Source organism: Streptomyces sp. NPDC060027 (genome assembly GCF_042737005.1).
In the GTDB taxonomy this organism is placed as follows: domain Bacteria; phylum Actinomycetota; class Actinomycetes; order Streptomycetales; family Streptomycetaceae; genus Streptomyces.
Genome location: NZ_JBHWVI010000027.1, coordinates 21,061 through 45,890 on the forward strand (window position 1 = coordinate 21,061; position 24,830 = coordinate 45,890).

The 24,830-nt window shown below is 72.0% G+C and carries 19 protein-coding genes and 1 pseudogene; 10 read left to right on the forward strand and 10 right to left on the reverse strand.

The annotated features are described in order from the left end of the window. Positions 1-233: 233 nt before the first annotated feature. The 3 genes from ACFWBT_RS09815 to ACFWBT_RS09825 all read left to right on the forward strand — a co-directional run bounded on the left by ACFWBT_RS09815 (position 234) and on the right by ACFWBT_RS09825 (position 2,644). Positions 234-1,136: a helix-turn-helix domain-containing protein gene (locus ACFWBT_RS09815; RefSeq protein WP_385697841.1), complete on the forward strand. Its 903-nt coding sequence runs from the start codon at positions 234-236 to the stop codon at positions 1,134-1,136. Positions 1,137-1,688: 552 nt separating this feature from the next. Further along, on the forward strand, positions 1,689-1,889 hold the full coding sequence (locus ACFWBT_RS09820) for a helix-turn-helix transcriptional regulator (RefSeq protein WP_385697793.1): 201 nt from the start codon (positions 1,689-1,691) through the stop codon (positions 1,887-1,889). A 176-nt stretch (positions 1,890-2,065) separates the two neighbouring features. Continuing rightward, on the forward strand, positions 2,066-2,644 hold the full coding sequence (locus tag ACFWBT_RS09825; protein WP_385697795.1) for a GNAT family N-acetyltransferase: 579 nt from the start codon (positions 2,066-2,068) through the stop codon (positions 2,642-2,644). 33 nt (positions 2,645-2,677) lie between these two features. Here ACFWBT_RS09825 and ACFWBT_RS09830 read toward each other — a convergent pair whose 3' ends face one another. Together ACFWBT_RS09830 and ACFWBT_RS09835 are read right to left on the reverse strand one after the other, a co-directional pair. Continuing rightward, positions 2,678-3,721 (reverse strand): zinc-dependent alcohol dehydrogenase family protein, encoded by a 1,044-nt coding sequence (locus ACFWBT_RS09830; RefSeq protein WP_385697797.1) that lies wholly within the window; start codon positions 3,719-3,721, stop codon positions 2,678-2,680. 42 nt (positions 3,722-3,763) lie between these two features. Beyond that, the gene (locus tag ACFWBT_RS09835; protein ID WP_385697798.1) at positions 3,764-6,025 is read right to left on the reverse strand and encodes an MMPL family transporter; all 2,262 of its coding nucleotides are present in this window, start codon (positions 6,023-6,025) and stop codon (positions 3,764-3,766) included. Positions 6,026-6,191: 166 nt separating this feature from the next. On the opposite strand from ACFWBT_RS09835, the gene ACFWBT_RS09840 reads away from it, so the two are divergent. The 3 genes from ACFWBT_RS09840 to ACFWBT_RS09850 all read left to right on the forward strand — a co-directional run bounded on the left by ACFWBT_RS09840 (position 6,192) and on the right by ACFWBT_RS09850 (position 9,733). Then, entirely contained in the window at positions 6,192-6,866 is a 675-nt protein-coding gene (locus ACFWBT_RS09840; RefSeq protein ID WP_385697800.1) for a TetR/AcrR family transcriptional regulator, read from the forward strand. Between the two features lie 282 nt (positions 6,867-7,148). Then, entirely contained in the window at positions 7,149-7,388 is a 240-nt protein-coding gene (locus ACFWBT_RS09845) for a heavy-metal-associated domain-containing protein (RefSeq protein WP_385697802.1), read from the forward strand. A 92-nt stretch (positions 7,389-7,480) separates the two neighbouring features. After that, positions 7,481-9,733 (forward strand): heavy metal translocating P-type ATPase, encoded by a 2,253-nt coding sequence (locus ACFWBT_RS09850; protein WP_385697804.1) that lies wholly within the window; start codon positions 7,481-7,483, stop codon positions 9,731-9,733. Between the two features lie 585 nt (positions 9,734-10,318). Here the strand turns inward: ACFWBT_RS09850 and ACFWBT_RS09855 are convergent. The 5 genes from ACFWBT_RS09855 to ACFWBT_RS09875 form a co-directional block, all read right to left on the reverse strand. After that, complete coding sequence (locus ACFWBT_RS09855; RefSeq protein WP_266758971.1) at positions 10,319-11,608, reverse strand: citrate synthase; 1,290 nt, start codon at positions 11,606-11,608, stop codon at positions 10,319-10,321. A gap of 285 nt (positions 11,609-11,893) precedes the next feature. Continuing rightward, the gene (locus tag ACFWBT_RS09860; protein WP_385697806.1) at positions 11,894-14,149 is read right to left on the reverse strand and encodes an ATP-dependent RecD-like DNA helicase; all 2,256 of its coding nucleotides are present in this window, start codon (positions 14,147-14,149) and stop codon (positions 11,894-11,896) included. A 252-nt stretch (positions 14,150-14,401) separates the two neighbouring features. Next, a complete protein-coding gene (locus tag ACFWBT_RS09865) occupies positions 14,402-15,232 on the reverse strand; it encodes a sugar phosphate isomerase/epimerase family protein (protein WP_385697808.1) in 831 nt (276 codons plus the stop codon). Further along, on the reverse strand, positions 15,229-16,386 hold the full coding sequence (locus ACFWBT_RS09870) for a dihydrodipicolinate synthase family protein (protein WP_385697810.1): 1,158 nt from the start codon (positions 16,384-16,386) through the stop codon (positions 15,229-15,231). Before ACFWBT_RS09870 ends, ACFWBT_RS09865 begins: the two co-directional genes overlap by 4 nt. Then, positions 16,383-17,534: a Gfo/Idh/MocA family protein gene (locus tag ACFWBT_RS09875; protein ID WP_385697812.1), complete on the reverse strand. Its 1,152-nt coding sequence runs from the start codon at positions 17,532-17,534 to the stop codon at positions 16,383-16,385. The genes ACFWBT_RS09870 and ACFWBT_RS09875 overlap by 4 nt, the downstream gene beginning before the upstream one ends. Before the next feature lie 309 nt (positions 17,535-17,843). Between ACFWBT_RS09875 and ACFWBT_RS09880 the strand changes: the two genes are divergently transcribed. From ACFWBT_RS09880 to ACFWBT_RS09890, 3 genes and pseudogenes are all read left to right on the forward strand, one after another. Further along, positions 17,844-18,893, forward strand: a complete 1,050-nt coding sequence (locus ACFWBT_RS09880) for a LacI family DNA-binding transcriptional regulator (protein WP_266758980.1) — start codon at positions 17,844-17,846, stop codon at positions 18,891-18,893. 328 nt (positions 18,894-19,221) lie between these two features. Further along, positions 19,222-20,157 carry a GNAT family N-acetyltransferase gene (locus tag ACFWBT_RS09885; protein ID WP_385697814.1) on the forward strand — a complete coding sequence of 312 codons (936 nt, stop codon included), beginning with the start codon at positions 19,222-19,224 and terminating at the stop codon, positions 20,155-20,157. A gap of 9 nt (positions 20,158-20,166) precedes the next feature. Beyond that, positions 20,167-20,487, forward strand: a pseudogene (locus tag ACFWBT_RS09890) (sugar phosphate isomerase/epimerase family protein); the annotation flags it as partial. Positions 20,488-20,539: 52 nt separating this feature from the next. Here the strand turns inward: ACFWBT_RS09890 and ACFWBT_RS09895 are convergent. Beyond that, positions 20,540-21,154 (reverse strand): RBBP9/YdeN family alpha/beta hydrolase, encoded by a 615-nt coding sequence (locus tag ACFWBT_RS09895; RefSeq protein WP_385697843.1) that lies wholly within the window; start codon positions 21,152-21,154, stop codon positions 20,540-20,542. A gap of 74 nt (positions 21,155-21,228) precedes the next feature. On the opposite strand from ACFWBT_RS09895, the gene ACFWBT_RS09900 reads away from it, so the two are divergent. After that, on the forward strand, positions 21,229-22,164 hold the full coding sequence (locus ACFWBT_RS09900; protein WP_385697816.1) for a LysR substrate-binding domain-containing protein: 936 nt from the start codon (positions 21,229-21,231) through the stop codon (positions 22,162-22,164). A 46-nt stretch (positions 22,165-22,210) separates the two neighbouring features. On the opposite strand, the gene ACFWBT_RS09905 is transcribed toward ACFWBT_RS09900, so the two are convergent. Next, positions 22,211-23,470, reverse strand: coding sequence for a Gfo/Idh/MocA family protein (locus ACFWBT_RS09905; RefSeq protein WP_385697818.1), 1,260 nt, complete (start codon positions 23,468-23,470; stop codon positions 22,211-22,213). A 110-nt stretch (positions 23,471-23,580) separates the two neighbouring features. Continuing rightward, the gene (gene aroA, locus ACFWBT_RS09910) at positions 23,581-24,828 is read right to left on the reverse strand and encodes a 3-phosphoshikimate 1-carboxyvinyltransferase (RefSeq protein ID WP_385697820.1); all 1,248 of its coding nucleotides are present in this window, start codon (positions 24,826-24,828) and stop codon (positions 23,581-23,583) included. Positions 24,829-24,830: the final 2 nt, after the last annotated feature.

Genomic DNA, 24,830 nt, shown 5'->3' on the forward strand with positions numbered 1-24,830 from the left:
AGCGCTCGGGGCCCGGCGGGTCCTGCGGGCCGCCCGGGCGTCCCCGCCGGGCGGGGGCCGCCACACGAGTGACACAAGGGGCTGCCGGCCGGGCGGCGGCGGGGGCCGTCACGCGGACCCTGGAAGGGGCTGTCACCCGGGCAGCGGCGGAACTCGTCCTGCGGGCGGGGGACGGACCGGGCGGTTCCTGGGAGACCGCCGTCGCGCCGCCCCACCCGCGCCTGCGGCCCGGCGTGGTCGGCTACCGCGGCATCCGGCTCGCCCTCGACGGCCCGCGGCGCCGGCTGGAGGCCCCGATCGGTGCGGCGACACTGTTCCTGGGGTTCGACCAGCCGGTGCGCGTCACCCGCTCGGGCCGGCCCCCGGCCACCCTCGTGTCGGTCTTCTCGGGGCCGGCCACCACCGCGGCCGTCGGCGAGCACGGCGGACGGCTGTCGGGCATCGAGGTACTGCTCATGCCGTGGGCGGCCTTCACCCTGTTCGGCACCCCGCAGTACGAACTGACGGACCGGACCGTGGACCCCGACGAGCTGCCCCACCCGCTGGGCACGCCCGCGGGCGGTGACCGCTGGGGCAGTGTCGGCGAACTCCGCGCCGCGCTGGCCGCGTTGCCCGACTGGGCGGAACGGTTCGGGCTGCTCGACGACGCACTCGCCCGCTGGGCCGGGGCGGGAACGCCGACTTCGGCGCGGGTGGTGCGGGCCTGGAACCGGCTGCGCGGGACCGGGGGCGCCATCCCGGTGCCGCGCCTGGCCGACGAGGTCGGCTGGAGCGTACGGCAGTTGGAGAGACGCTTCCGGGAACAGATCGGGCTCGGGCCGAAGGCCGCCGCCCGGGTGCTGCGGCTCCAGCGGGCACGGCGGCTGCTCGCGTCGGGCCGCTCCCAGGCCGAGACGGCCGCGGCCTGCGGCTACTACGACCAGGCCCACCTGAGCAGGGAGTTCAGGGCGATGACCGGGTGCACTCCGCGCGGGTTCACCGCCGCGCGGACGGCTCCGCGGGCCTCGCCGTCCGCTCCGCCGGGGGACGAGCGGGTGGCGGGCGAGGCGACCAGTCTGGTGCTCTCCCCCGGCCGGAGCGCGCCGCCCTCTCCCCTGTTCGGCGCGGCGGACCGGGCACGCCCGCTCCCGGGCTGACCCCGAACGGCCCGAAGCACACCCGCTCCGGAGCGGAACGCGATCGACCGGAGGGCGATTTTCTCCAAGACCACCGGACGGCACCGACGGCAGGCTGTGATTTCCGGCCGCGGACCCCGGGGGGATGCGGGGCGCGGGGAGCCGGTGGGCCGGGCCCGCCGGCAGGGGCGTCGGGGGCGTCCCTCCGCTCGAACGACGATGAGCGTTCGGGAAAGGGCCCGGCCCTTCCGGTCCTGCCTCCGCCCCCGGCGACGCCCCCGGCGTCACCGGCGTCACCGGCGTCACCGGCGTCACCGGCGTCACCGGCGTCACCGGCATGACGAAATCCCGTCCCTCGGCGACCAATGCGTCACGCGTGTCACAAAAAACACCTTCGTGTCACACATGTCGCGTGTACGCGGGTCTTGCGTAACACCCGGTCAACAGCCACTGCCCTGCCCTCGCGCCGCGTCGTTCACGGGGCACAGGCTTTGTGATCACCAGCGCAGCGCCCGGCTCCCCCGACGGCCGCCCCCAGGCCGCCGCCGCGGCGCGCGCAGGGAGGTGCCCCTCATGACCGACCGCAGGCTCTGGTCGTACAAGGAGATCGCGGCGCACATCAAGGTGCAGCCGGACACGGTGCGCTCCTACCGCAAGCACGGGCTGCTGCCGCCGCCCGACCATGTCGAGGGCGGAAAGCCCTACTGGTACGCGGACACCGTCCGGTCCTGGGTCGCCTCGCGACCGGGAAACCGGGCCCGCAGAGACGACTGACCCCTTCCACCGGACGCCTCAACTCCGGGCGTCTCGCTTCCGGGCGACTCGTCTCCGGGCGTCTCGCCTCCGGGAGCCTCATCTCCGGGCCCTTCATGTCCGGGTGCCTCGCCTCCGGGTGGGGCACCGCCCCAATTCGCTTGCCGCCGTGCCGGTCGCCCGCCGATGATCCAACGGTGACCTTCTCCGTGAAACCCGTCCTCACCGGCGAGAAGACCCTGCTGCGACCGTTCACCGTGGACGACGCCCCGGTGATGGCGGAGATCCTGGCCGACCCCGAGGTCCTGCGGCTCACCGGCAGCCCGGACGAGGAGTTCGGGCCGGAGCGGCTGCGTTCCTGGTACGCGACGCGCGGCGAACAGCCGGACCGGCTGGACCTCGGTGTGGTGGACCGCGCCACCGGTGAACTGGTCGGCGAGGCCGTCCTGAACGAGTGGGACCGGCACAACCGCAACTGCACGTTCCGCATCCTCATCGGCCCCCGGGGCCGGGACCGGGGACTGGGCACCGAGGCCACCCGGCTGATCGTCGGACACGCCTTCGAGCAACTGGCCCTGCACCGCGTCTCGCTGTACGTCTTCGCGTTCAACCCCCGGGCCCGCCGCGCCTACGAGAAGGCCGGCTTCGTGGCCGAGGGGGTCGAGCGCCAGACGCTCCTGCACGACGGCGAGTGGATCGACGCCGTACGGATGTCGGTCCTCGCCCATGAGTGGGCCGCCCACCGGGGACACCCCGCCGGCCCCACGGCTCACTGACCACCGGCCCACGGACCATCGGCCCACGGACCGTCAGCTCCACGGCTCGATGACGGTCACCCCCGAGCCCGGTGCCGAACCCATGGCCGCCAGTGCGGCCGGTGCCGCGTCCAGTGTGATGGTGGACGTCACCAGGAGGTCGGGCCGGAGCGTCCCGGCACGGACCAGTTCCATCATCGCCGGGTAGGCGTGGGCGGCCATGCCGTGGCTGCCGAGGAGTTCGAGTTCGAGGCCGATCACACGGGCCATCGGGACGGGGGTCGTACCGGTCGGGGAGGGCAGCAGGCCGACCTGGACGTGCCGGCCGCGACGGCGCAGACCGTTCACCGAGGCCGCGCAGGTGGCGGGCGATCCGAGGGCGTCCAGCGACACATGCGCGCCACCGCCGGTCAGTTCACGGACCGCCTGCGCCGGGTCGGCCACGGCAGAGGCGTCCACGCACTCCGCCGCCCCGAACTTCCGCGCGAGATCGAGCGCCGCGGGTGACACGTCGACGGCCACGACCCGGGCCCCGGAGGCCGCCGCGATCATCACCGCCGAGAGGCCGACACCGCCACAGCCGTGCACCGCGACCCACTCCCCCGCGGCCGCCCTTCCCTGGGCGGCCACCGCCCGGAACGCCGTGGCGAACCGGCAGCCCAGCGAGGCAGCCGTCGCGAAGGACAGCTCCGGCGGCACCGCGATCAGGTTCACGTCGGCGTGGTCGAGCGCCACGTACCGGGCGAAGGAACCCCAGTGCGTGAACCCGGGCTGGGTCTGCCGCTCGCACACCTGCTGGTCGCCCGCCGCGCACGCGGGACAGCTTCCGCAGGCGCAGACGAAGGGGACGGTGACCCGGTCGCCGGGGTGCCAGCCGGTCACCCGGGCACCCACCGCCTCGACCACCCCGGCGAGTTCGTGCCCCGGAACATGCGGCAGCGTGATGTCCGGGTCGTGGCCCATCCAGCCGTGCCAGTCGCTCCGGCACAGCCCCGTGGACTCGACGCGCACCACGACCCCGTGCTCCGCGGGCGCCGGGTCCGCCACCTCCCGCACCTCGGCCGGCTCCCCGTACCGCTCGAACACCACTGCCCGCATCGGCTTCCGCCCTCCGCCCGGAGATCACCTTCCCCGGGAACGCTATCCGCGCGCGCCCGCCTTGTCCCGGCCGGGCTCGGTCGCCGGTGCCGGGGCCGCATCCGGCGCCTCCCCCTCGCTGAGTCCGAACCGGTCGTGGAAGCGCCGCAGCGGTCCGGGCGCCCACCAGGTGGCCCGGCCGGTCAGGCGCATGACCGCCGGGACCAGCAGGCTGCGGACGACCATCGCGTCCATCAGCACGGCGAGCGCGATGCCCAGGCCGAGCATCTTGGTGTTGGCGACCCGGGAGGTGCCGATGGCGACCATCACCACCGCGAGGATGACCGCGGCGGCGGTGATGAGCCCTCCGGTGCGCTGGAGCCCGAAGCGGACCGCCTCCCGGTGGTCGCCGGTGTGGTCGTACTCCTCCTTGATACGGGAGAGGAGGAAGACGCCGTAGTCCATGGAGAGCCCGAAGGCGACGCAGAACATCAGGACCGGGAGGGTCGTCTCGATCGAACCGGAACTGGTGAAGTCGAGGAGGCCGGAGAGATGGCCGTCCTGGAAGACCCAGACCACCGCACCGAACATCGCGGTCAGGCTGAGCGCGTTGAGCAGCACCGCCTGGACCGGGATCAGCACGCTGCCGGTCAGCAGGAACACCAGGAGCAGCGTGACGATCGCGATGAACGCGGCCGCCCACGGCAACCGGTCGGCTATCGCGTGCTTGGAGTCGACCAGGACGGCCGCCGTGCCGGTCACGGAGGTGTCGAACGGAGCGGCCGTCGCCCGGAGTTCGCCCACCAGCCGCTGGGCCCCCTCGTCCACGGCCTCGCCCTTCGGCAGGACCGTGAAGTACGCCGCGTCGCCCTTCACCAGGGGCCCGTCCACACGCAGCACCTCGGGCAGGGCGGCGATCCGCTCCCTGTACCGGGCGTACTGGGTCGGGGTGGCCGCTCCCTCGGCCAGGACCTCCAGACCTCCGCCGGGACTGCCCGGGAAGCCGTCGCGGATGTGCTGCTGGACGATGTGCGACTCCGCGCCCGAGGGCAGCTGACGGTCGTCGGCCGTGCCGAACTTCACGCCCAGGAAGGGCAGTCCGAGGACGATGAGGCCGACCGTGGTGGCCACCGCGAAGAGCGGTGCCCTGCGCATCACGAGGGAGGCCATGCGTCCCCAGGCGGCCCCGCCGTCGGCCGGACGCGGCCCTCCGCGCCGGAACAGGCGCCGCAGGTCCAGGGAGTTCACCCGGTCACCGAGGAGCACCAGCGCCGCGGGGAGCAGGATCAGGGCGGCGGCCGCGGCGAGCAGCACCACGGCGATGCCGGCGTAGGCGAAGGAGCGCAGGAAGTACTGCGGGAAGAGCAGCATCGCGGCCAGAGACACCGCGACGGTGAGGGCGGAGAAGAGCACCGTGCGGCCCGCCGTGCGCAGGGTGGTGCCGACCGCGGTGCGCGGCGGGGCGCCGGTGGCCAGCTCCTCGCGGAACCTGCGGACGATGAACAGGGCGTAGTCGATGGCGAGACCCAGACCGAGGGCCGTCGTCAGGTTCATCGCGAAGACCGAGACGTCCGTGACCTCGGTGAGTCCGCGCAGCACGGCGTTGGTGCCGAGGATCGCGATGATGCCGACCCCGAGCGGCAGCAGGGCCGCGACGGCGCTCCCGAACACCATGACCAGCAGCAGGAGGGTCACCGGAAGGGCGATCATCTCGGCCCTGGTCAGGTCCTCGCGGATGGTCGTCTGCATCTCGTGCCGCACGGCGATCGGTCCGCCGACCTCGACCTCGACGGGTCCGCTCCTTCCGCGGAAGGACGGTGCGAGTCGGTCCAGGGTGTCGGCCGCGGTCTTCTCGTCGCCGGTGATGTGCGCGGCGATCAGCGCCTCGTGGCCGTCACGCGCCTTCAGCGCGGGGGAACCTGACTGCCAGTAGGAACCGACGCCCGTGACACCCCGCTCGGTGGCCAGGCGTGCCGTGAGCCGCTTGGCCTCTGCGGCGACTGAGGGGTCGTCGACCGAGGCGGCGCCCGCGTCGAGAAGGAGCAGCAGATTGGGCTGTGAGGCGGGGAACTCCCGCTCCAGCGCCTTGGTCGCGTACGTCGACTGCGCGGTCGGGTCCTCCCAGCCTCCGCTGCCCAGCCGGTCGGCGACCCCGCTGCCCGCGACCACGGCGAGCGCGGTCAGCAGGAGGGCCACGAGCAGGGAGAGCCGTGGCCGCGCGGTCACGAACCGGGTCCATCCCCCTGGCCGCGCGCGCCCGCCCGCCCCCGAGCCCTCGCCGGACCTCGCTCCGGGTCCGTCACTCGCGTCGTCGACTTCGGACATGATGCGGTGTCCCCTTCACCGTGATCCTGATGGCCCGCATCCGTGCAGGCAGCATGGATCGCCCATTGCCATAGAATGGCAAACACGAGTCATCGCTCGCGTTTTTCAAGAATGCGAGCGACCACTCGTGTTTGTCAATCGCGTCCCGAGAAGCTGGGGATAACCCGTGCCCGAGAAGCAGCAGGCCGAGGAGCCACCGACGCGGCAGCAGCGCGCCGAGGAGAAGCCGCGCCGCAGGCAGGCCCGCGGCGAGCGCCGCATCGCCCAGCTCCTTGAGGCGGCGGCCTCCGTGTTCTGCCAGTCCGGCTACACGGCGGCGAGCACGAACGCCATCGCCCGCGAGGCCGGCGTCTCACCCGGCACCCTCTACCAATTCTTCCCGAACAAGGAAGCCATCGCGGTCGGCCTCGGCGACCAGCTGCTGGAGCACTGGGCCCGGTCGCACGGACAGGCGCTCACACCGGAGAACATCGGCCTCCCGCTGGGCCGGATGCTCGACGCGGTCCTCGACCCGCTGATCGCGTTCAACGTCGAGAACCCGGCCTTCGCCGTCCTGATGCACGGCCCCGACATCCCGGGACCGATCGTCGAGGAGATCGGCAGCGTGCACTGCACCCTCCTCGCCCGCGTCGAGGAGATGATCGCGACCCGCGTGCCGGACCTCCCGCCCGACGAGCGCGCCCGCACGGCGAACATGACGCTCCATCTCTTCAAGGCCGGCCTCACCCTGATCATGTCCCACGAGGGCGCCGAGCGGGGCGCCTACGTCACGGAGCTGAAGACGGTCATGCACCGCTACCTGGAGCCGATCCTCGGGGACGAGCACCCCGTCGGCCGCTGAGTCCCGCCGGACGCACCGGAGGACCTGACGTACCTGACGCACCAGGCATCGACGGCGCCAGCCTTCCCGTCCGCGACATCAGGGATCTTTGCCATAGGGTTCGGACAAATCGATCGGCGATCCGCGACCCGGAATCAGCCGCCGGGCACACCCGGCCTCGCTTGGATTAATACCCCCTAGGGGTATAGTGTGGTGACCATCGAGGAGAACCCTGGGTCCCCAGGGGCCCCTCCCTCACACTCACGCACGCACGCACCGGACGCCTCGACGAGGAGTAACGCCATGACCGCGCAGACCGACACCCCGGGCTCCGTCACCGCCGTCTACCAGGTGAGCGGGATGAGCTGCGGACACTGTGAAGGCTCCGTCAGCAGCGAGATCTCCGAGCTCCCCGGCGTCACCTCGGTGAAGGCCGTCGCCTCGACCGGCGAGGTCACCGTCGTCTCCGGGGCCGCGCTCGACGAGGACGCCGTCCGCGCCGCGGTGGACGAGGCGGGCTTCGAGCTCGTCGGCCCGGCCTGAGCGGACCCCAGCAGCCCCCCTCCTCCGTACCGGGCCGTGCCGACCGGCTGATACCGGCTCCGCGCGGCCCGGCTCATTCCTGGAGCCGGACCATGACCACCGCAGCACCCGAGACACCCATAGGCACGACCTCGGAGGTCGAGCTCTCCATCGGCGGGATGACCTGCGCCTCCTGCGCGGCCCGCGTCGAGAAGAAGCTCAACCGGATGGACGGCGTCACCGCCACCGTCAACTTCGCGACGGAGAAGGCCAAGGTCTCGTACCCCGTGGGGGTACGGGTGGCCGATCTGATCGCCACCGTCGTGAGGACGGGCTACACCGCCGAGGAACCCCCGCCGCCCGTGACGACCGTGGCGCCCGAGGGGACGGCACCGCCCGCCGACGACGATCCCGAAACGGCCGCGCTGCGCGGGCGTCTGACCGTCTCCGCACTGCTCGCCCTGCCCGTCGTCCTCATGTCGATGATCCCGGCCCTGCAGTTCGACAACTGGCAGTGGCTCTCGCTGACGCTCGCCGCCCCCGTCGTGGTCTGGGGCGGGCTGCCCTTCCACCGTGCCGCCCTGACGAACGCGCGGCACGGCGCGGCCACCATGGACACCCTGGTCTCGGTCGGCACGCTCGCCGCGTTCGGCTGGTCCCTGTGGGCGCTGTTCTTCGGCGACGCGGGGATGCCGGGCATGCGGCACGGCTTCGAGCTCACCGTCTCCCGTACGGACGGGGCGTCCACGCTCTATCTCGAGGTCGCCGCGGGCGTCATCGCGTTCATCCTGCTCGGCCGCTTCCTGGAGGCCCGCTCCAAGCGGCGCGCGGGGGCGGCGCTGCGGGCGCTGATGGAGCTCGGCGCCAAGGACGTCGCCGTCCTGCGGGACGGCCGTGAGGTCCGCGTCCCGGTGGAACGGCTGGCGGTCGGCGACCGCTTCGTCGTACGGCCGGGCGAGAAGGTCGCCACCGACGGGACCGTCGTGGAGGGCGCGTCGGCCGTCGACGCGTCCCTGCTGACCGGCGAGTCGGTGCCGGTGGACGTGACCGTCGGGGACACCGTCACCGGTGCGACCGTGAACGCCGGGGGCCGGCTCGTCGTCGAGGCCACCCGGATCGGAGCGGACACCCAGCTCGCGCGGATGGCCCGGCTCGTCGAGGACGCGCAGAACGGCAAGGCCGAGGTGCAACGCCTCGCCGACCGGATCTCCGGGGTCTTCGTGCCCGTCGTGCTGCTCGTCGCGATCGGCACCTTCGGGGCCTGGATCGCCGTCACCGGCGACACCGTCGCCGCCTTCACCGCCGCCGTCGCGGTCCTGATCATCGCCTGCCCGTGCGCGCTCGGCCTGGCCACTCCGACCGCCCTGCTGGTCGGCACCGGCCGCGGCGCCCAGCTCGGCATCCTCATCAAGGGCCCCGAGGTCCTGGAGTCCACGCGCCGCGTCGACACGGTCGTCCTGGACAAGACCGGCACGGTCACCACGGGACGCATGAGCCTGCACGAGGTGTACGTCGCCGACGGCACCGCCGAGCAGGACGTCCTGCGGCTCGCCGGAGCCCTGGAACACGCCTCCGAGCATCCGATCGCCCGGGCGATCGCGGCAGGCGCTCAGGAGCGCGTGGGAGCCCTTCCCGTACCGGAACGCTTCGAGAACGTGCCCGGCCGGGGAGTGCGCGGGCGGGTGGACGGCCACGACGTCACCGTCGGCCGGTTCCCGGACGAGCTCCCGAAGGCGCTTGCAGGCGCGAAGAGCGCGGCCGAGACGGAGGGCCGTACGGCGGTCGTGGTCGCCCGGGACGGCGTGGCGGTGGGCATCCTGACCGTCGCCGACACGATCAAGGAGACCAGCGCCGAGGCCGTCCGCGAGCTGCGTGCCCTCGGGCTCACGCCGGTGCTGCTGACCGGGGACAACCGGGCGGTCGCCGAGGCCGTGGCGCGGGCGGTCGGCATCGGCTCCGCCGAGGTGCTCGCCGAGGTGCTGCCCGAGGACAAGGTCGCCGTGGTGCGGCGGCTCCAGGGCGAGGGCCGGACCGTCGCGATGGTCGGCGACGGGGTGAACGACGCGGCCGCGCTCGCCACCGCCGATCTGGGCCTCGCGATGGGCACGGGGACGGACGCCGCGATCGAGGCGAGCGATGTGACGCTGGTGCGCGGGGACCTGCGGGTGGCCGCGGACGCGATCCGGCTGGCGCGCAGCACCCTGTCGACGATCAAGGGAAACCTGGTCTGGGCCTTCGGCTACAACGTGGCGGCGCTGCCGCTGGCCGCTGCGGGCCTGCTGAACCCCATGATCGCGGGGGCGGCGATGGCCTTCTCGTCCGTGTTCGTGGTCACGAACAGCCTTCGACTCAGAGCATTCTCGTGACGACGATGCATGAGTCCCCCTAGAGTCCAACGGGAGGCTCACATAAGCTCTTCACAAGGCTCGCGCATCTTCCTTACGCTTGGTTCCCGATTCCCATATCGGGGCTCTTGCCTATCTTCAGGACATATGCAAGAGACACAGATCACAGTGACGTGAACGTAACCATCGAAGGGGTTCGTCGGTCTAAGTTTGGCGATGTCAGAAGCGTCTTGGGGGGCGTGACTGGCATCTGGGGATGTCTTGGGGGACGTTCCCGGAAATTGCGTCGCCGGGGCACGTACACCGGGGAGCTTTGAGCGGCCCTCCCGATCCGTACGCGTCCCGGCAGATCGCACCGCACCACCGCAGTACAGCGAGTTCACGCTCGCTCGGCTCACCGTCGGCCCCGTGCCGGCACACAGCGATTCAGGCGCTGTCCCACAGACGCCCGGCCGGATCCCGTGGGGGGAATCCGCACCGGGACAAGGAAAGCGCCCTGACTGCCGGCCCGTGGGGGGACCAGTAGCAGGGCGCTTTCCGTTTTTCTGCTTCGGTACGAAGATCGCCGGGCCCCCGTACGGGACCCGGCGATCAGTCGTGCAGGCGTCAGCGAGCCTCGACCGGCACGAAGTCGCGCTCGACGACACCCGTGTAGATCTGACGCGGGCGGCCGATGCGGGAGCCGGGCTCCTTGATCATCTCGTGCCACTGGGCGATCCAGCCCGGCAGCCGGCCGAGGGCGAACAGGACCGTGAACATCTCGGTCGGGAAGCCCATGGCGCGGTAGATCAGGCCGGTGTAGAAGTCGACGTTCGGGTAGAGGTTGCGCGAGACGAAGTAATCGTCGGAGAGCGCGTGCTCCTCCAGCTTCAGGGCGATGTCCAGCAGCTCGTCGGACTTGCCGAGAGCGGAGAGGACGTCGTGCGCCGCCGCCTTGATGATCTTGGCGCGCGGGTCGAAGGACTTGTACACCCGGTGGCCGAAGCCCATCAGGCGGACGCCGTCCTCCTTGTTCTTCACCTTGCGGATGAAGGAGTCGACGTCGCCGCCGTTGGCCTTGATGCCCTCCAGCATCTCCAGGACCGACTGGTTGGCGCCGCCGTGCAGCGGGCCCCACAGGGCGGAGATGCCGGCGGAGATCGAGGCGAACATGTTCGCCTGCGAGGAGCCGACCAGACGCACGGTGGAGGTCGAACAGTTCTGCTCGTGGTCCGCGTGCAGGATGAGCAGCTTGTCCAGCGCGGAGACGACGACCGGGTCGAGTTCGTACTCCTGGGCGGGGACCGAGAAGGTCATGCGCAGGAAGTTCTCGACGTACCCGAGGTCGTTGCGCGGGTAGACGAAGGGGTGGCCGATCGACTTCTTGTAGGCGTACGCCGCGATCGTCGGAAGCTTGGCGAGCAGCCGGATCGTGGAGAGGTTGCGCTGCTTCTCGTCGAACGGGTTGTGGCTGTCCTGGTAGAAGGTCGACAGCGCCGAGACGACCGAGGACAGCATCGCCATCGGGTGGGCGTCGCGCGGGAAGCCCCTGTAGAAGTTCTTGACGTCCTCGTGCAGCAGGGTGTGCTGCGTGATTTCGTTCTTGAAGGTGGAGAGCTCGTCGACGTTCGGAAGCTCACCGTTGATCAGCAGGTACGCCACCTCCAGGAAGGTGGAACGCTCGGCCAGCTGCTCGATCGGGTAGCCGCGGTACCGGAGGATGCCCTGCTCACCGTCGAGATAGGTGATCGCGGATTTATAGGCGGCGGTATTGCCGTACCCGCTGTCCAGCGTCACCAGACCGGTCTGGGCGCGGAGCTTGCCGATGTCGAAGCCCTTGTCGCCGACGGTGCTGTCGATCACCGGGTAGGTGTACTCGCCATCGCCGTACCGCAGTACTACAGAGTTGTCGCTCACGTCATCCCTCACCGACGTTGTGCCTCTTCTTCGAGGTGCCCTGACTGTCTCTACCATCCCCCATTTGGCCCTGGAGAGTGCACTCGGGGTCGACCATTGGGCCTATTGGCGGCACTGAGTGCCGCCAACCTGCTCATCCTGCCCCGTTCGTCCAGCAACTGGAAGTGTTCTGTGACCTTCATGACTCGTTTGATCGATCATTTTTTGTGATGGGCCGCGTCTCGCGCCCGAATGGCCCCGTTCGGCCACCGAACAGCCCGGTTCACCCGGCGAAGAGGCGTCGCTTCACGCGCCGGACAGCCGGAAGTCCAGGGCCGTGCACCGGCGTCCCGCGGACACCGTACGCACCGCCTGGCCTATCGCCTTGCGCGAACCGACGAGGACGACCAGCTTCTTGGCCCGGGTAACCGCCGTGTAGAGCAGATTGCGCTGGAGCATCATCCACGCGCCCGTGGTCACCGGGATCACCACCGCCGGGTACTCGCTGCCCTGGGAGCGGTGGATGGTCACCGCGTAGGCGTGGGCGAGCTCGTCGAGTTCGTCGAATTCGTACGGCACCTCCTCGTCCTCGTCCGTCCGCACCGTCAGACGCTGTTCGACCGCGTCGAGCGAGGTGACGACGCCCACGGTGCCGTTGAAGACGCCGTTCTCGCCCTTCTCGTAGTTGTTGCGGATCTGGGTGACCTTGTCCCCGACCCGGAAGACCCGGCCGCCGAACCGCTTCTCGGCGAGGTCGGGGCGGCCGGGGGTGATGGCCTGCTGGAGCAGGCCGTTGAGGTGGCCCGCGCCGGCCGGGCCCCGGTGCATGGGAGCGAGGACCTGGATGTCCCGGCGCGGGTCGAGCCCGAACTTGGCCGGAATCCGCCGGGCCGCCACGTCCACGGTGAGCCGCCCGGCCTCCTCGGTGTCGTCCTCGACGAACAGGAAGAAGTCCTTCATGCCGTCGGTGAGCGGGTGCTGCCCGGAGTTGATCCGGTGCGCGTTGGTCACCACCCCGGACTGCTGGGCCTGGCGGAAGACCTTGGTGAGGCGGACCGCCGGGACCGGGCCGCGGTCGGCGAGCAGATCGCGCAGCACCTCGCCCGCGCCGACGCTCGGCAGCTGGTCGACGTCGCCGACGAAGAGCAGATGGGCGCCCGGGGGCACCGCCTTGACCAGCTTGTTGGCGAGCAGGAGGTCGAGCATGGAGGCCTCGTCGACCACCACCAGGTCGGCGTCCAGCGGCCGGTCCTTGTCGTACGCCGCGTCGCCGCCCGGCTTGAGCTCCAGGAGCCGGTGCACGGTGGAGGCCTCGGCTCCGGTCAGCTCGGCGAGCCGCTTGGCGGCACGGCCGGTGGGGGCGGCGAGAACCACCTTGGCCCCCTTGGCGCGGGCCAGTTCCACGATCGAGCGGACCGTGAACGACTTGCCGCAGCCCGGGCCTCCGGTGAGCACGGCGACCTTCTCGGTGAGCGCGAGCCGGACCGCCGCCTCCTGCTCGGGGGCCAGCTCCGTGCCCGTACGCCCCTTCAGCCAGGCCAGGGCCTTGTCCCAGGCCACGTCGTGGAAGCCGGGCATCCGGTCACGGTCGCTGCGCAGCAGGCGCACCAGCTGTGCGGAGAGCGAGAGTTCCGCGCGGTGGAAGGGCACCAGGTAGACGGCCGTCACCGGGTCGCCGCCGTCCGAGGCGGGGACCTTCTCCCGTACGACACCGGGGTCCTCGCCCTCTTCCGCCGGCGCGGCCAGCTCGGCCAGGCACTCGATGACCAGGCCCGTGTCGACCTGGAGCAGCTTCACCGCGTCCGCGATCAGCCGCTCCTCGGGGAGGTAGCAGTGGCCCTGGTCGGTGGACTGGGACAGGGCGTACTGAAGGCCGGCCTTCACCCGCTCGGGGCTGTCGTGCGGGATGCCGACGGACTGGGCGATCTTGTCGGCGGTGAGGAAGCCGATGCCCCAGACGTCGGACGCCAGGCGGTAGGGCTGGTTCTTCACGACCGAGATCGACGCGTCGCCGTACTTCTTGTAGATACGGACCGCGATGGAGGTGGACACCTCGACGGTCTGGAGGAAGAGCATGACCTCCTTGATCGCCTTCTGTTCCTCCCAGGCGTCGGCGATCCTCCCGGTGCGCTTGGGGCCGAGTCCCGGGACCTCGATGAGCCGCTTCGGCTCCTCCTCGATGATCCGCAGGGTGTCCAGTCCGAAGTGCTGGGTGATGCGGTCGGCGAACACCGGGCCGATGCCCTTGACCAGGCCGGAGCCGAGATAGCGGCGGATGCCCTGGACGGTGGCCGGGAGCACCGTCGTGTAGTTCTCCACCGTGAACTGCTTGCCGTACTGCGGGTGGGAGCCCCAGCGGCCCTCCATGCGCAGGGACTCGCCGACCTGGGCGCCGAGAAGCGATCCGACGACGGTGAGCAGATCGCCGGCGCCCCGGCCGGTGTCCACCCGGGCGACCGTGTATCCGTTCTCCTCGTTGGCGTACGTGATGCGTTCGAGCACGCCTTCCAGCGTGGCCAGTCGCCGCTCGCCGGTCTGGGCGGCCCCCGCCTGATTGGACATGATCCGACGGTACCGCCCGCCTCCGACAGCGACCCGGCACTGTGGACGAGCGGGGACGGCGCCGGTCCGGGTCGCCCGGGTCCGGTCGCGGCGCTCGAAAGCATTCGAGGGGCCCGGTCTGTCGACCGGGCCCCTCGGCTTTCCCCTCCGTATCAGAACCCCCGCGATCCCCCCAGATCCCCCTCCAGAAGTCCTGATGCCACGTACGACCCGCGAAGTCGGGGAAGGGTTGCACGGACTTCCGAAGATTCTTTACCCGGCGTGTTCCGCGAACCTCGCCGCCGTCTCGGCCAGCACCTCGCGCCCGTCCCGGGCCCACAACGCGTCGTTGAAGAGTTCGACCTCGATGGGTCCGGAGTACCCCGCCGCCTCGACGTGGCCCCGCCACGCGCGGAAGTCGACCGAGCCGTCGCCGAGCTGGCCGCGGCCGTTGAGGACGCCCTCGGGAAGCGGAGTGGTCCAGTCGGCGAGCTGGAAGGTGTGGATGCGGCCCCCGGCTCCCGCGCGGGCGATCTGGGCGGGGGCCGTGTCGTCCCACCAGAGGTGGTACGTGTCGACGGTGACGCCCACCTGGTCCGCGGGGAAGCGTTCCGCGAGGTCCAGGGCCTGGGCGAGGGTGGAGACCACGCAGCGGTCGGCGGCGTACATGGGGTGGAGCGGTTCGATGGCCAGGCGCACGCCGCGGGAGGCCGCGTACGGGCCCAGCTCGGCGAGCGCGTCGGCGATGCGCTCGCGGGCGCCGTGCAGGTCCTTCGAACCGGACGGCAGTCCGCCGGAGACCAGCACGAGGGTGTCGGTGCCGAGGGTCGCGGCCTCGTCGACGGCCGCCCGGTTGTCGTCCAGGGCGAGCTTCCGCTCCCCCGGGTCGATCGCCGTGAGGAAGCCGCCCCGGCAGAGGGTGGTCACGGCCAGGCCCGCGTCGTGGACGAGTCTCGCGGTGGCGTCGAGGCCGTACGACCGCACGGGTTCGCGCCAGAGACCGACGCCCGGGATGCCCATCTCCACGCAGGATCCGACCAGTTCGGGCATCGAGAGCTGCTTGACCGTCATCTGGTTGACGGAGAATCGGGCGAGGCTGCTCATGAGGTCACTCCGTACAGGGCCAGCAGGGTCTTCATCCGTGCTTCGGCGCGTTCCGGGTTCGGGAACAGGCCCAGTCCGTCGGCCAGTTCGTAGGCACGCGCGAAGTGGGGCAGCGAGCGCGCCGACTGCAGGCCGCCCACCATCGCGAAGTGCTCCTGGTGACCCGCGAGCCAGGCCAGGAAGACGACGCCCGTTTTGTAGAAGCGGGTCGGGGGCTGGAACAGGTGCCGGGACAACTCGACGGTGGGGTCGAGGAGTTCACGGAAGCCCTTGACGTCGCCCGTGTCCAGGACCCGTACGGCCCGGGCGGCCGCCGGACCGAGCGGGTCGAAGATGCCGAGCAGCGCGTGACTGAAGCCCTGCTCGTCGCCCGCGATCAGCTCGGGGTAGTTGAAGTCGTCACCGGTGTAGCAGCGGACGCCGTCCGGGAGGCGGCGGCGCAGCGCGACCTCCCGGCGGGCGTCCAGCAGCGAGACCTTGATGCCGTCCACCTTGTCCGGGTGGGCGGCGATCACCTCCAGGAACACCTCCGTCGCGGTGTCCAGGTCGGGTGACCCCCAGTAGCCCTCCAGCGCCGGGTCGAACATCGGGCCCAGCCAGTGCAGGATCACCGGGTCGGCGGCCTGGCGCAGGAGGTGGCCGTAGACGTCGAGGTAGTCCTCGGGTCCGGCGGCGGCCGCGGCGAGCGCGCGGGAGGCCATCAGAATCGCCCGCGCGCCCGACTCCTCGACGAGGGTGAGCTGTTCCTCGTACGCGGCCCGCACCTCGTGGAGCGTGGCCGGGCCGGTGAGCTGGTCCGTTCCGACGCCGCAGGCGATCCGGCCGCCGACGGCCCGGGCCTCGGCCGAGGACCTCCGGACGAGTTCGGCCGCCCCGGCCCAGTCCAGGCCCATCCCCCGCTGGGCGGTGTCCATCGCCTCGGCGACACCGAGGCCGTGCGACCACAGATGGCGCCGGAAGGCGAGCGTGGCGTCCCAGTCGACGGCGGCGGGCGCGTCGGGCGAGACGTCCGCGTACGGGTCGGCGACGACATGCGCGGCCGAGAAGACCGTGCGGGAGGCGAGGGGCGCCCCGTCGGGGAGGACGGCGAGGGGGTCGGTGCGCGGCGCGTAGGTCCGCAACCGGCCGTCGGCGCCCGGGAGTCGGATGGTCACAGCGCGATCTCCGGGACCTCCAGACGGCGGCCCTCGGCCGAGGACTTCAGGCCCAGCTCGGCGAGTTGCACGCCGCGGGCGCCGGCGAGGAGGTCCCAGCGGTAGGGGGCGTCGGCGTAGACGTGCCGCAGGAACAGCTCCCACTGGGCCTTGAAGCCGTTGTCGAACTCGGCGTTGTCGGGGACCTCCTGCCACTGGTCACGGAAGGAGTAGGTGGCCGGGATGTCCGGGTTCCAGACCGGCTTGGGGGTCGAACTGCGGTGCTGGACGCGGCAGTTGCGCAGTCCGGCGACAGCTGATCCTTCCGTGCCGTCGACCTGGAACTCGACGAGCTCGTCGCGGTTGACGCGCACGGCCCAGGAGGAGTTGATCTGGGCGACCGCACCGCCCTCCAGCTCGAAGATGCCGTAGGCGGAGTCGTCGGCGGTGGCGTCGTACGGCTTGTCCCCCTCGTCCCAGCGCTGCGGGATGTGGGTGGCGGTGAGCGCCTGCACGGAGGTGACGCGGCCGAAGAGCTCGTGCAGGACGTACTCCCAGTGCGGGAACATGTCGACGACGATGCCGCCGCCGTCCTCGGCGCGGTAGTTCCAGGAGGGCCGCTGGGCCTGCTGCCAGTCGCCCTCGAAGACCCAGTATCCGAACTCCCCGCGGACGGACAGGATCCGCCCGAAGAAGCCGCCGTCGATGAGCCGCTTCAGCTTGAGCAGGCCGGGGAGGAACAGTTTGTCCTGGACGACACCGTGCTTGATGCCGACGGCGTGCGCGAGGCGGGCCAGTTCGAGTGCTCCGTCGAGGCCCGTGGCGGTCGGCTTCTCGGTGTACACGTGCTTGCCCGCGGCGACGGCCTTCCTGATGGCCTCCTCGCGGGCGGACGTCACCTGGGCGTCGAAGTAGAGGTCGACGGCCGGATCGGCGAGGACCGCGTCCAGGTCCGTCGACCAGTGCTCCAGGCCGTGCCGCTCGGCGAGTTCCTTCAGGGCGCGCTCGCGGCGGCCGACGAGGACGGGCTCGGGCCACAGCACGGTGCCGTCGCCGAGGTCGAGGCCGCCCTCGTCACGCAGGGCGAGAATCGAGCGGACGAGGTGCTGGCGGTAGCCCATCCGCCCCGTCACGCCGTTCATGGCGATACGCACCGTCTTGCGTGTCACGTCATTCCCTTCGTACGCGTCAGGCGCCGCGCACGCTTAACAGGTGAGCGTGACAGCAAGCGCTTTCTACTGCTGAGAAGCTAGCCTCTGTGCAGCGGTCTGGACAAGACCACCGCAAAGACGAGTTGTTCGAGGGGGCGAACAACGGGGGCCGATGGCCGTATGGTCTGCACGGACCCTGGCCACGGGACGCGGCGCACTCGGCCTTCGACTCCGCGTTCGACGCCGTACGACGAGGCATGACCAGGCACGACGACGTACGAGACGTACGAAGAGGTACGACGAGATGCGCGACCGGAGGACGACGAGATGACGGTGACCCTGGCGGACGTGGCGGCCCGCGCGCAGGTCTCTCCCGCGACGGTGTCGCGCGTGCTGAACGGGAACTATCCCGTGGCCTCCTCCACGCGTGAGCGGGTGCTGCGCGCGGTGGACGAGCTGGACTATGTGCTGAACGGGCCCGCGAGCTCGCTGGCCGCGGCGACCTCCGACCTCGTCGGCATCCTGGTCAACGACATCGCCGACCCCTTCTTCGGGATCATGGCGGCCGCGATCCAGTCGGAGATCGGCGGCCCCGGGGGGCGAGCGGGCGGGGAACGGCTCGGCGTCGTGTGCAACACCGGCGGCTCCCCGGAGCGCGAACTCACCTACCTCACGCTTCTGCAGCGCCAGCGCGCCGCCGCGGTCGTGCTGACCGGCGGGGCCATCGAGGACGCCGCCCACGCCACCGCCGTCGCCGCGAAGCTGCGCAGGCTGACGGAGGCGGGGACCCGGGTCGTGCTGTGCGGACGGCCGCCCGCGCCGGAGGCTCCCGAGGCGATCGCGCTCACCTTCGACAACCGCGGCGGCGGCAAGCAGCTCACCGAGCATCTGATCGGCCTCGGCCACCGGCGGCTCGGTTACATCGCGGGCCCCGAGGAACGCACGACGACCCGCCACCGTCTGGAGGGCCACCGCGCCGCGCTCGGCGCCCACGGCATCGAGGACGACCCGCGGCGCACCGTGCACGGCCGCTACGACCGCCGGTCCGGTTACGAGGCGACGCTCGAACTCCTGCGCCGCGACCCGTCGTTGACGGCCGTCGTGGCCGCGAACGACACCGTGGCGCTGGGCGCGTGCGCGGCCCTGCGCGACTCGGGGCTGCGTATCCCGGCCGACGTGTCCGTCGCGGGCTTCGACGATCTGCCGTTCAGCATCGACGCCGTGCCCGCCCTCACGACCGTACGGCTGCCGCTCTCCGAGGCGGGCGCCCGCGCCGGGCGCATCGCCATGGGCCGCGAGGAGCCGCCGCCGGGCGGGATCGCGACGGTGCGCGGGGAGCTGATGGTGCGGGGGTCCACCGGGGTTCCCCGGGACTGACGTCTGCTGTCCCCGGGGGTTCGGGGGTTCCTGGGTTCCCGACAGGACCGGAGTTCCCGACGGGGGCGGAGTTTCCCGGGTGCGCAGGGTTTCCGAGTGCACTGGGGCTGACGTGCCCCTCCCCTGGGTCGCCCACGGCTGACGTGCGGCGCCCTGTGAGGACGGGGCGCGGGACGGGCTGCGGTGTGGGGCGGATCGGGGTGTGGTCGGGGGTAGGCGGTGCGCGGGTGGGGGTTCTATGCTCGATGCGGGCAACATCTCTGACTGAGTCAGCCATCCGGCCGAACAGGCCACTGTGATCATCCAGAGCCGACCTCCGGGGCCGATCATGACCGTCCAGGACATCCGCTCCTTCAACCGCTTCTACACGAACGTCATCGGCGCGCTCGACTACGGCCGCCATCTCTACGCGCCGTACACGCTGACAGAGTCCCGCGTCCTCTACGAACTGGCGCACACGCCCCGGACGGACGCCGCCGACATCCGGGCCGAACTCTCGCTGGACTCCGGCTATTTGAGCCGGATCCTGAACAGGTTCGAGCAGGACGGCCTGGTCGAGCGCGCCGCGTCCGAGAAGGACCCGCGACGCCGGCGGATCACGCTCACCGCACGCGGCCGGGAAGCCGCCGCGCTGCTCGACGAGCGGGCGCGCCAGACCGTGGGCTCGCTGCTGGCGACCGTGCCCCTCACCGACCGGCCGCGACTCGGGGAGGCGATGCGCACGGTGCGCACGCTCCTGGGCGACGGGCGGGCCGCGCCCGGCCGCGAGGACGTCGTCCTGCGCGAACCGGGCCCCGGCGACCTCGGCTGGATCGTGCAGCGCAACGCGGCGCTGTACGCGGCCGAGTACGGCTGGAACACCGACTACGAGGGCCTGGTCGCCAGGATCGTCGCCGACTTCGCCGAGGATCACGACCCCCACCTGGAGCGGGTGTGGATCGCCGAGCTCGACGGGCGGCCCGTCGGGTGCGTGATGTGCGTACGGGACGACGCTCCCGGCACGGCCCGCCTGCGTCTGCTGCTCGTCGAGCCGGAGACACGGGGTCTCGGCATCGGCGACCGTCTCGTCGGGGCCGTCACCGGCTTCGCGCGCGGCGTCGGCTACCACGAGCTCGTCCTGTGGACCAACGACGTCCTGGCCGCCGCCCGCCGCCTGTACCAGCGCCACGGCTTCGTCCTGGTCGCCGAGAAGCCGCACCGGTCCTTCGGCGCGGATCTGGTGGGCCAGGACTGGCGGCTGGACCTGCGCGCCGGCCCGGAGTGACGCGGCCCCGGGCGACACCGCCCCGGAGCGGCATGGGCCCGGAAGGGCGGCGAGAGTCCGGCTCGGACCTTCCCCGCGCTGTCCCCGTTCCTGGGGTATGTGCAGGTCAAGGACATCGTGTCGACCGAGGCCACGACCCCGGTGCCGCTCGGCGAGGGGGTTCTGCCGCTCGGCGCGTGCGTGGACGCGCTCGTGCGCGGCGGGTGGGACGGGTGGCTGTGCTGGGAGTACGAGAAGCGGTGGTACGAGTCGGCGGCGCCGCTGGACACGCTGCTGGGCCCGGGACGTGAGCATCTGGCCCGTCTGCTGAGCGAAGCCGCATCGCACTAGTGCCGCGGCAGGCAACGTTTTCGCGACGGGGCGAACGTTGCCTGTCGCGGCACTAGCCCGCGCGGGCGGTGAGTTCCGCCGTCCCGTCGAGGCACCAGTCGAGCACGGCGGGCCACGGTCCGTACCCGGCGTCCAGGTCGAGGTGCGCGGCCCCGGACAGCATCCGCGTCGGTACGCCCAGGGGGTCGCCGTAGACGGTGTCGGCGCCCTCGGGGCAGTACGGGTCGTCGTCGCCCGCGACCAGCCGGGTGGGGCCGGGAAGCGTGAAGTCCAGCTCGGTCAGGGCGAACGCGGCGATCTCCGGCAGCCCCGCGAGGACCGAGGCGGACGGCGGGGCGACGAGCAGCACCCGGTCGACGCCGGCCGGACCCGGCAGCCCGCGGGCGGCGGCGTGCAGCCACAGCACGGCCGAGGCGCTGTGGGCGACGACCACCCGCTCGGCACCGGCCAACGCGTCCAGATGGCGGGCCACTTCCGTCAGCCACACCTCCAGGTCCGGGTCGTCGGGGTCGGGCAACTGCGGGTACGTGACGTGCTGGCCCAGCTCTCCGAGCCGGCCGGCGAGCCAGTGCTGCCAGTGGCCTTCCGGACGGTGGTTCTGCCAGCCGTGCAGGATCAGGAAGGCGCGCGGGCGTTCCGCGAGGTCATCGGTGTCGCGCGTGTTCATGGGCGTGTTCGTGGGCGTACTCATGGGCCGATGGTTTCCGATTCCCGGCCTTTCGGTCCAGTTAATCTTTCTTGGTGGAACCAGTAAGCGAGACCTTCACCGTCGACCTGCGTCGCCTCACCGTGCTGCGCGAACTGCGGCGCCGCGGCAGTCTGGCCCGCACCGCGCAGGCCCTGCGTCTGACGCCCTCGGCGGTCTCGCAGCAGATCGCCGCGCTGGCCCGCGAGCTGGGCGCGCCGCTGACCGAGCGGGACGGCCGCGGCGTCCGGCTGACCGGGCAGGCGCAGGTCCTGCTGGCGCACGCCGATCTGATCGCCGCCCAACTGGAGCGGGCGCGCGCCGATCTGGTGGCCTACGGCGGGGGCGGCCGCGGGTCGGTGACGATCGGCTGCTTCTCCAGCGGCATCCTCGGCCTCCTCCCGGACGCGCTGACGGCGCTGGCCGAGCGGCTCCCGCACGTCCGGATCGACGTCGTCGAGGCGCAGCCGCCGGACCTGTTCACGGCGCTGGACGCCGGGCAGCTCGACCTCGCCGTGGCCGTCGACTTCGCGGCCGCGCCCCCGCACACGGACCGGCGCTACCACCGCGTCGACGTGCTCCGGGACGTCCTGGATCTCGCCGTACCGGCCGGCCACCGCCTCGCGGACCGCGAGCGGGTGGGGCTGCGGGAGCTCGCCACCGACCCCTGGATCGTGGGCGACGCGCGCAGTTGCTGCGGTGCGGTGACCCGCTCGGTCTGCGCCGCCGCCGGTTTCACGCCGGACATCCGGTATGCCGTGGACGACTGGGGCGCCCTGGCCGCCCTCGTCGAGGCGGGCCGGGGCGTGGCGCTGATCCCCCGGCTGGTCCGCCCGCTGTACGCCCACCGCCGGCTCGCCCTGCCGGCCACGCGGGGGACGCCACCGTCCCGGAACGTCTTCGCGGCCGTCCGCGCGGGCGCCGAGTCGGACCCGGTGCTGACCGCCGTACTCGATCAACTGCGATCCACGGCGGCCGACTTGTTCGGGTGAACGTCGTGCCGGAGGTGCCGCCCTACCGCACCGTCGCCCCCAGCGGTCATACGTCCTCGACGGTGCCCGCGTACCGGGCTCGTTCGGCGGCCAGGACGGTGAGGTGGCTGGTCAGGGACTCGCGCGGGCCGGACTTCACCAGGTCGGGGTTCCCGGTGGCGACGGCGGCGACGAAGGAGTCCATCAGCCCGGCGTCGCCGCCCCCGTGGCCGCCCGCCGCGTCCATGCCGCCCACGCCCGCGAGGTCGACGGCCTCCTCGGTCCGGGTCAGGAAGTCGTAGACGCTCACGCTGCCGCCGTCGCCGCGCAGTTCGCCCCGCGTGCCGAAGATCCGGGTCCGGCGGTCGGCCTGTTCGGTGAAGGCGGTCATGGTGAAGGTGGCGGTGGCCCCGGAGGCGAACTCCATCGACACCACCTGGTGATCGACCACGTCGTTGTCGCAGGCGTACACGCACCGCCCGTAGGGGCCCTCGCGCAGGGCGGTCTCCAGTGCCTCGGGGGTGAAGTCGTCGACCAGCACGCTCAGCGGCCAGTGGTGTTCGCCGCGGGCGAGCCGGTCTCCGTACTCGCGCCGGGCGGAGTAGGGGCAGGTGCTCTCCACCGCGCAGTCCAGGCAGCGGTCGGCGGCACCCTCGGGCCTGTTCTCGGGCCGGAAGTGCGAGAGCCGTCCGAAACTGGAGACGCGTACGGGGGGTTGCCCGAGGATGTACTGCAACCAGTCCAGGTCGTGGCACGACTTGGCCATCAGCATGGACGTCGCCCGCTCCGTACGACCCCAGTTGCCGCGCACGAAGGAGTGCGCCTGGTGCCAGAAGCCGACGGGTTCCAGGTGCTGGACGTTGACGACGTCACCGAGCCGACCGGAGTCGACGACCTCCTTCACGGCGCGGGTGTACCGGGTGTACCGCAGCACGTGCCCCACCGCGAGGATCACCCCGGCCCTCTCCACCGCGTCGACGATCCGCCGGCACTCGTCCTCGGTCAGGGCCATCGGCTTCTCCAGCAGGACGTGATAGCCGAGGGCCGCGAACTCCAGTACGGGTTCGAGGTGTTCGCGGTCGAGGGTGCAGATCAGCACGGCGTCCGCGATCCGGCCGCGGGCGGCCAGCACCCGCCAGTCGTCCACCGCGGCGTCCGGTTCCAGGGCGTGGGCCGCCGCGAACCGGCGCCGCCGGGTCTCCCGCGGCTCGGCCACGGCCACCACCTTGGCCCGGTCCGGACGGTCCAGGGCCCAGCGCGCGTGGCCGGTGCCCCGGTCTCCGGCACCGACGACGGCGAGTGTGACAACGGGGGCGACGGAAGGCATCTGTGGACCGCTTTCCCAGTCGGGTCGCAGGCGCGGTTGGCGCCGTCCGTCGCGAAGCTAACCGCCCGGGATCTCCGCGACAAGACGCCCGCGGCGCCCACCGGTCCCGCTCAGCCGTCCTCCCCGGCGGCTCCGGCGGCGGCCCACGCCCCGAACACCTCGTGGAAGGCGGGGAACGTCTTGCGCACGCATCCGGGGTCGTCGAAGCCGATGCCCGGGGTGCGCAGCGACGTCACCGCGAAGGCCATGACGACGCGGTGGTCGCCGTACGTCGTGATCTCGGCGGCGGCCGGGGTGCCCGGGTGGATCTCGATCCAGTCGGGGCCGGTCTCCACGCGGACGCCGAGCCGCCGGAGGTTCTCGGCGCAGGCCTCCAGCCGGTCACACTCCTTGACCCGGGTGTTGGCGACGTCCTCGATCCGGACCGGGCCCGAGGCGAAGGGGGCGAGGGCGGCGAGCGTCGGCATGGTGTCGGAGATGTCCCGCATGTTGACGGTGAGACCGCGCAGTTCACCGGTGCCGCGCACCGTCGTGCGGTCGGACCCGGTCTCCACGTGCGCGCCCATCCGGCGCAGGACGTCCACGAAGCCGAGGTCGCCCTGGAGCGCCCCTGCGCCGAGGCCGCGGACGGTGACCTCGCGGCCGGTCAGGGCGGCCGCCGCGAAGAAGTAGCTCGCGGTGGAGGCGTCGGGCTCGACGGGGTAGGTGGTGGCCCGGTAGCCGCCGGGCGCCACGTCGAAGACGTCGTTCTCCTCCCGTACGTCCGCGCCGAACGCGCGCATCATCGCGAGGGTGATGCCGACGTACGGCGCGGAGACCAGGTCGGTGACCTCGATGCGCAGGCCCGTGCGGGTCAGCGGGCCGAGCAGGAGGAGGGCGGTGAGGTACTGGGACGACTGGCCGGCGTCGAGGGTGACCGTGCCGCCCTCCACCCCTGACGCCGCGATCCGCAGCGGGTGGTGGCCCTCCGCCTCCTCGTGCCGCAGGTCCACGCCGAGGTCGCGCAGCGCCTTCGACAGGGGTCCCAGCGGGCGGCGGCGCATCTGCGCGGAGGCGTCGAAGCGGTAGGTGCCGTGGCCGGCGGCGGCGAGCGTCGGCAGGAAGCGGGCCGTGGTCGCGCCGTCCCGGCAGTACACGTCCGCCCGGGCCACCGCCGGACCCCCCGGGCGGCCGTCGATGTGCCAGGCGTCCGGGGTCCGGCCGACGCGGTAGCCGAGCCAGGTCAGGCCCTCCGCGAAGCCCTCGGTGTCGTCCGAGCGGAGCGGGCGGACGAGGCGGGTGACCCCGTCGGCCGCCGCCGCCAGGAAGAGCGCGCGGGCGGTGATGGACTTGGAACCGGGAATGTCGACAACGGCCATGT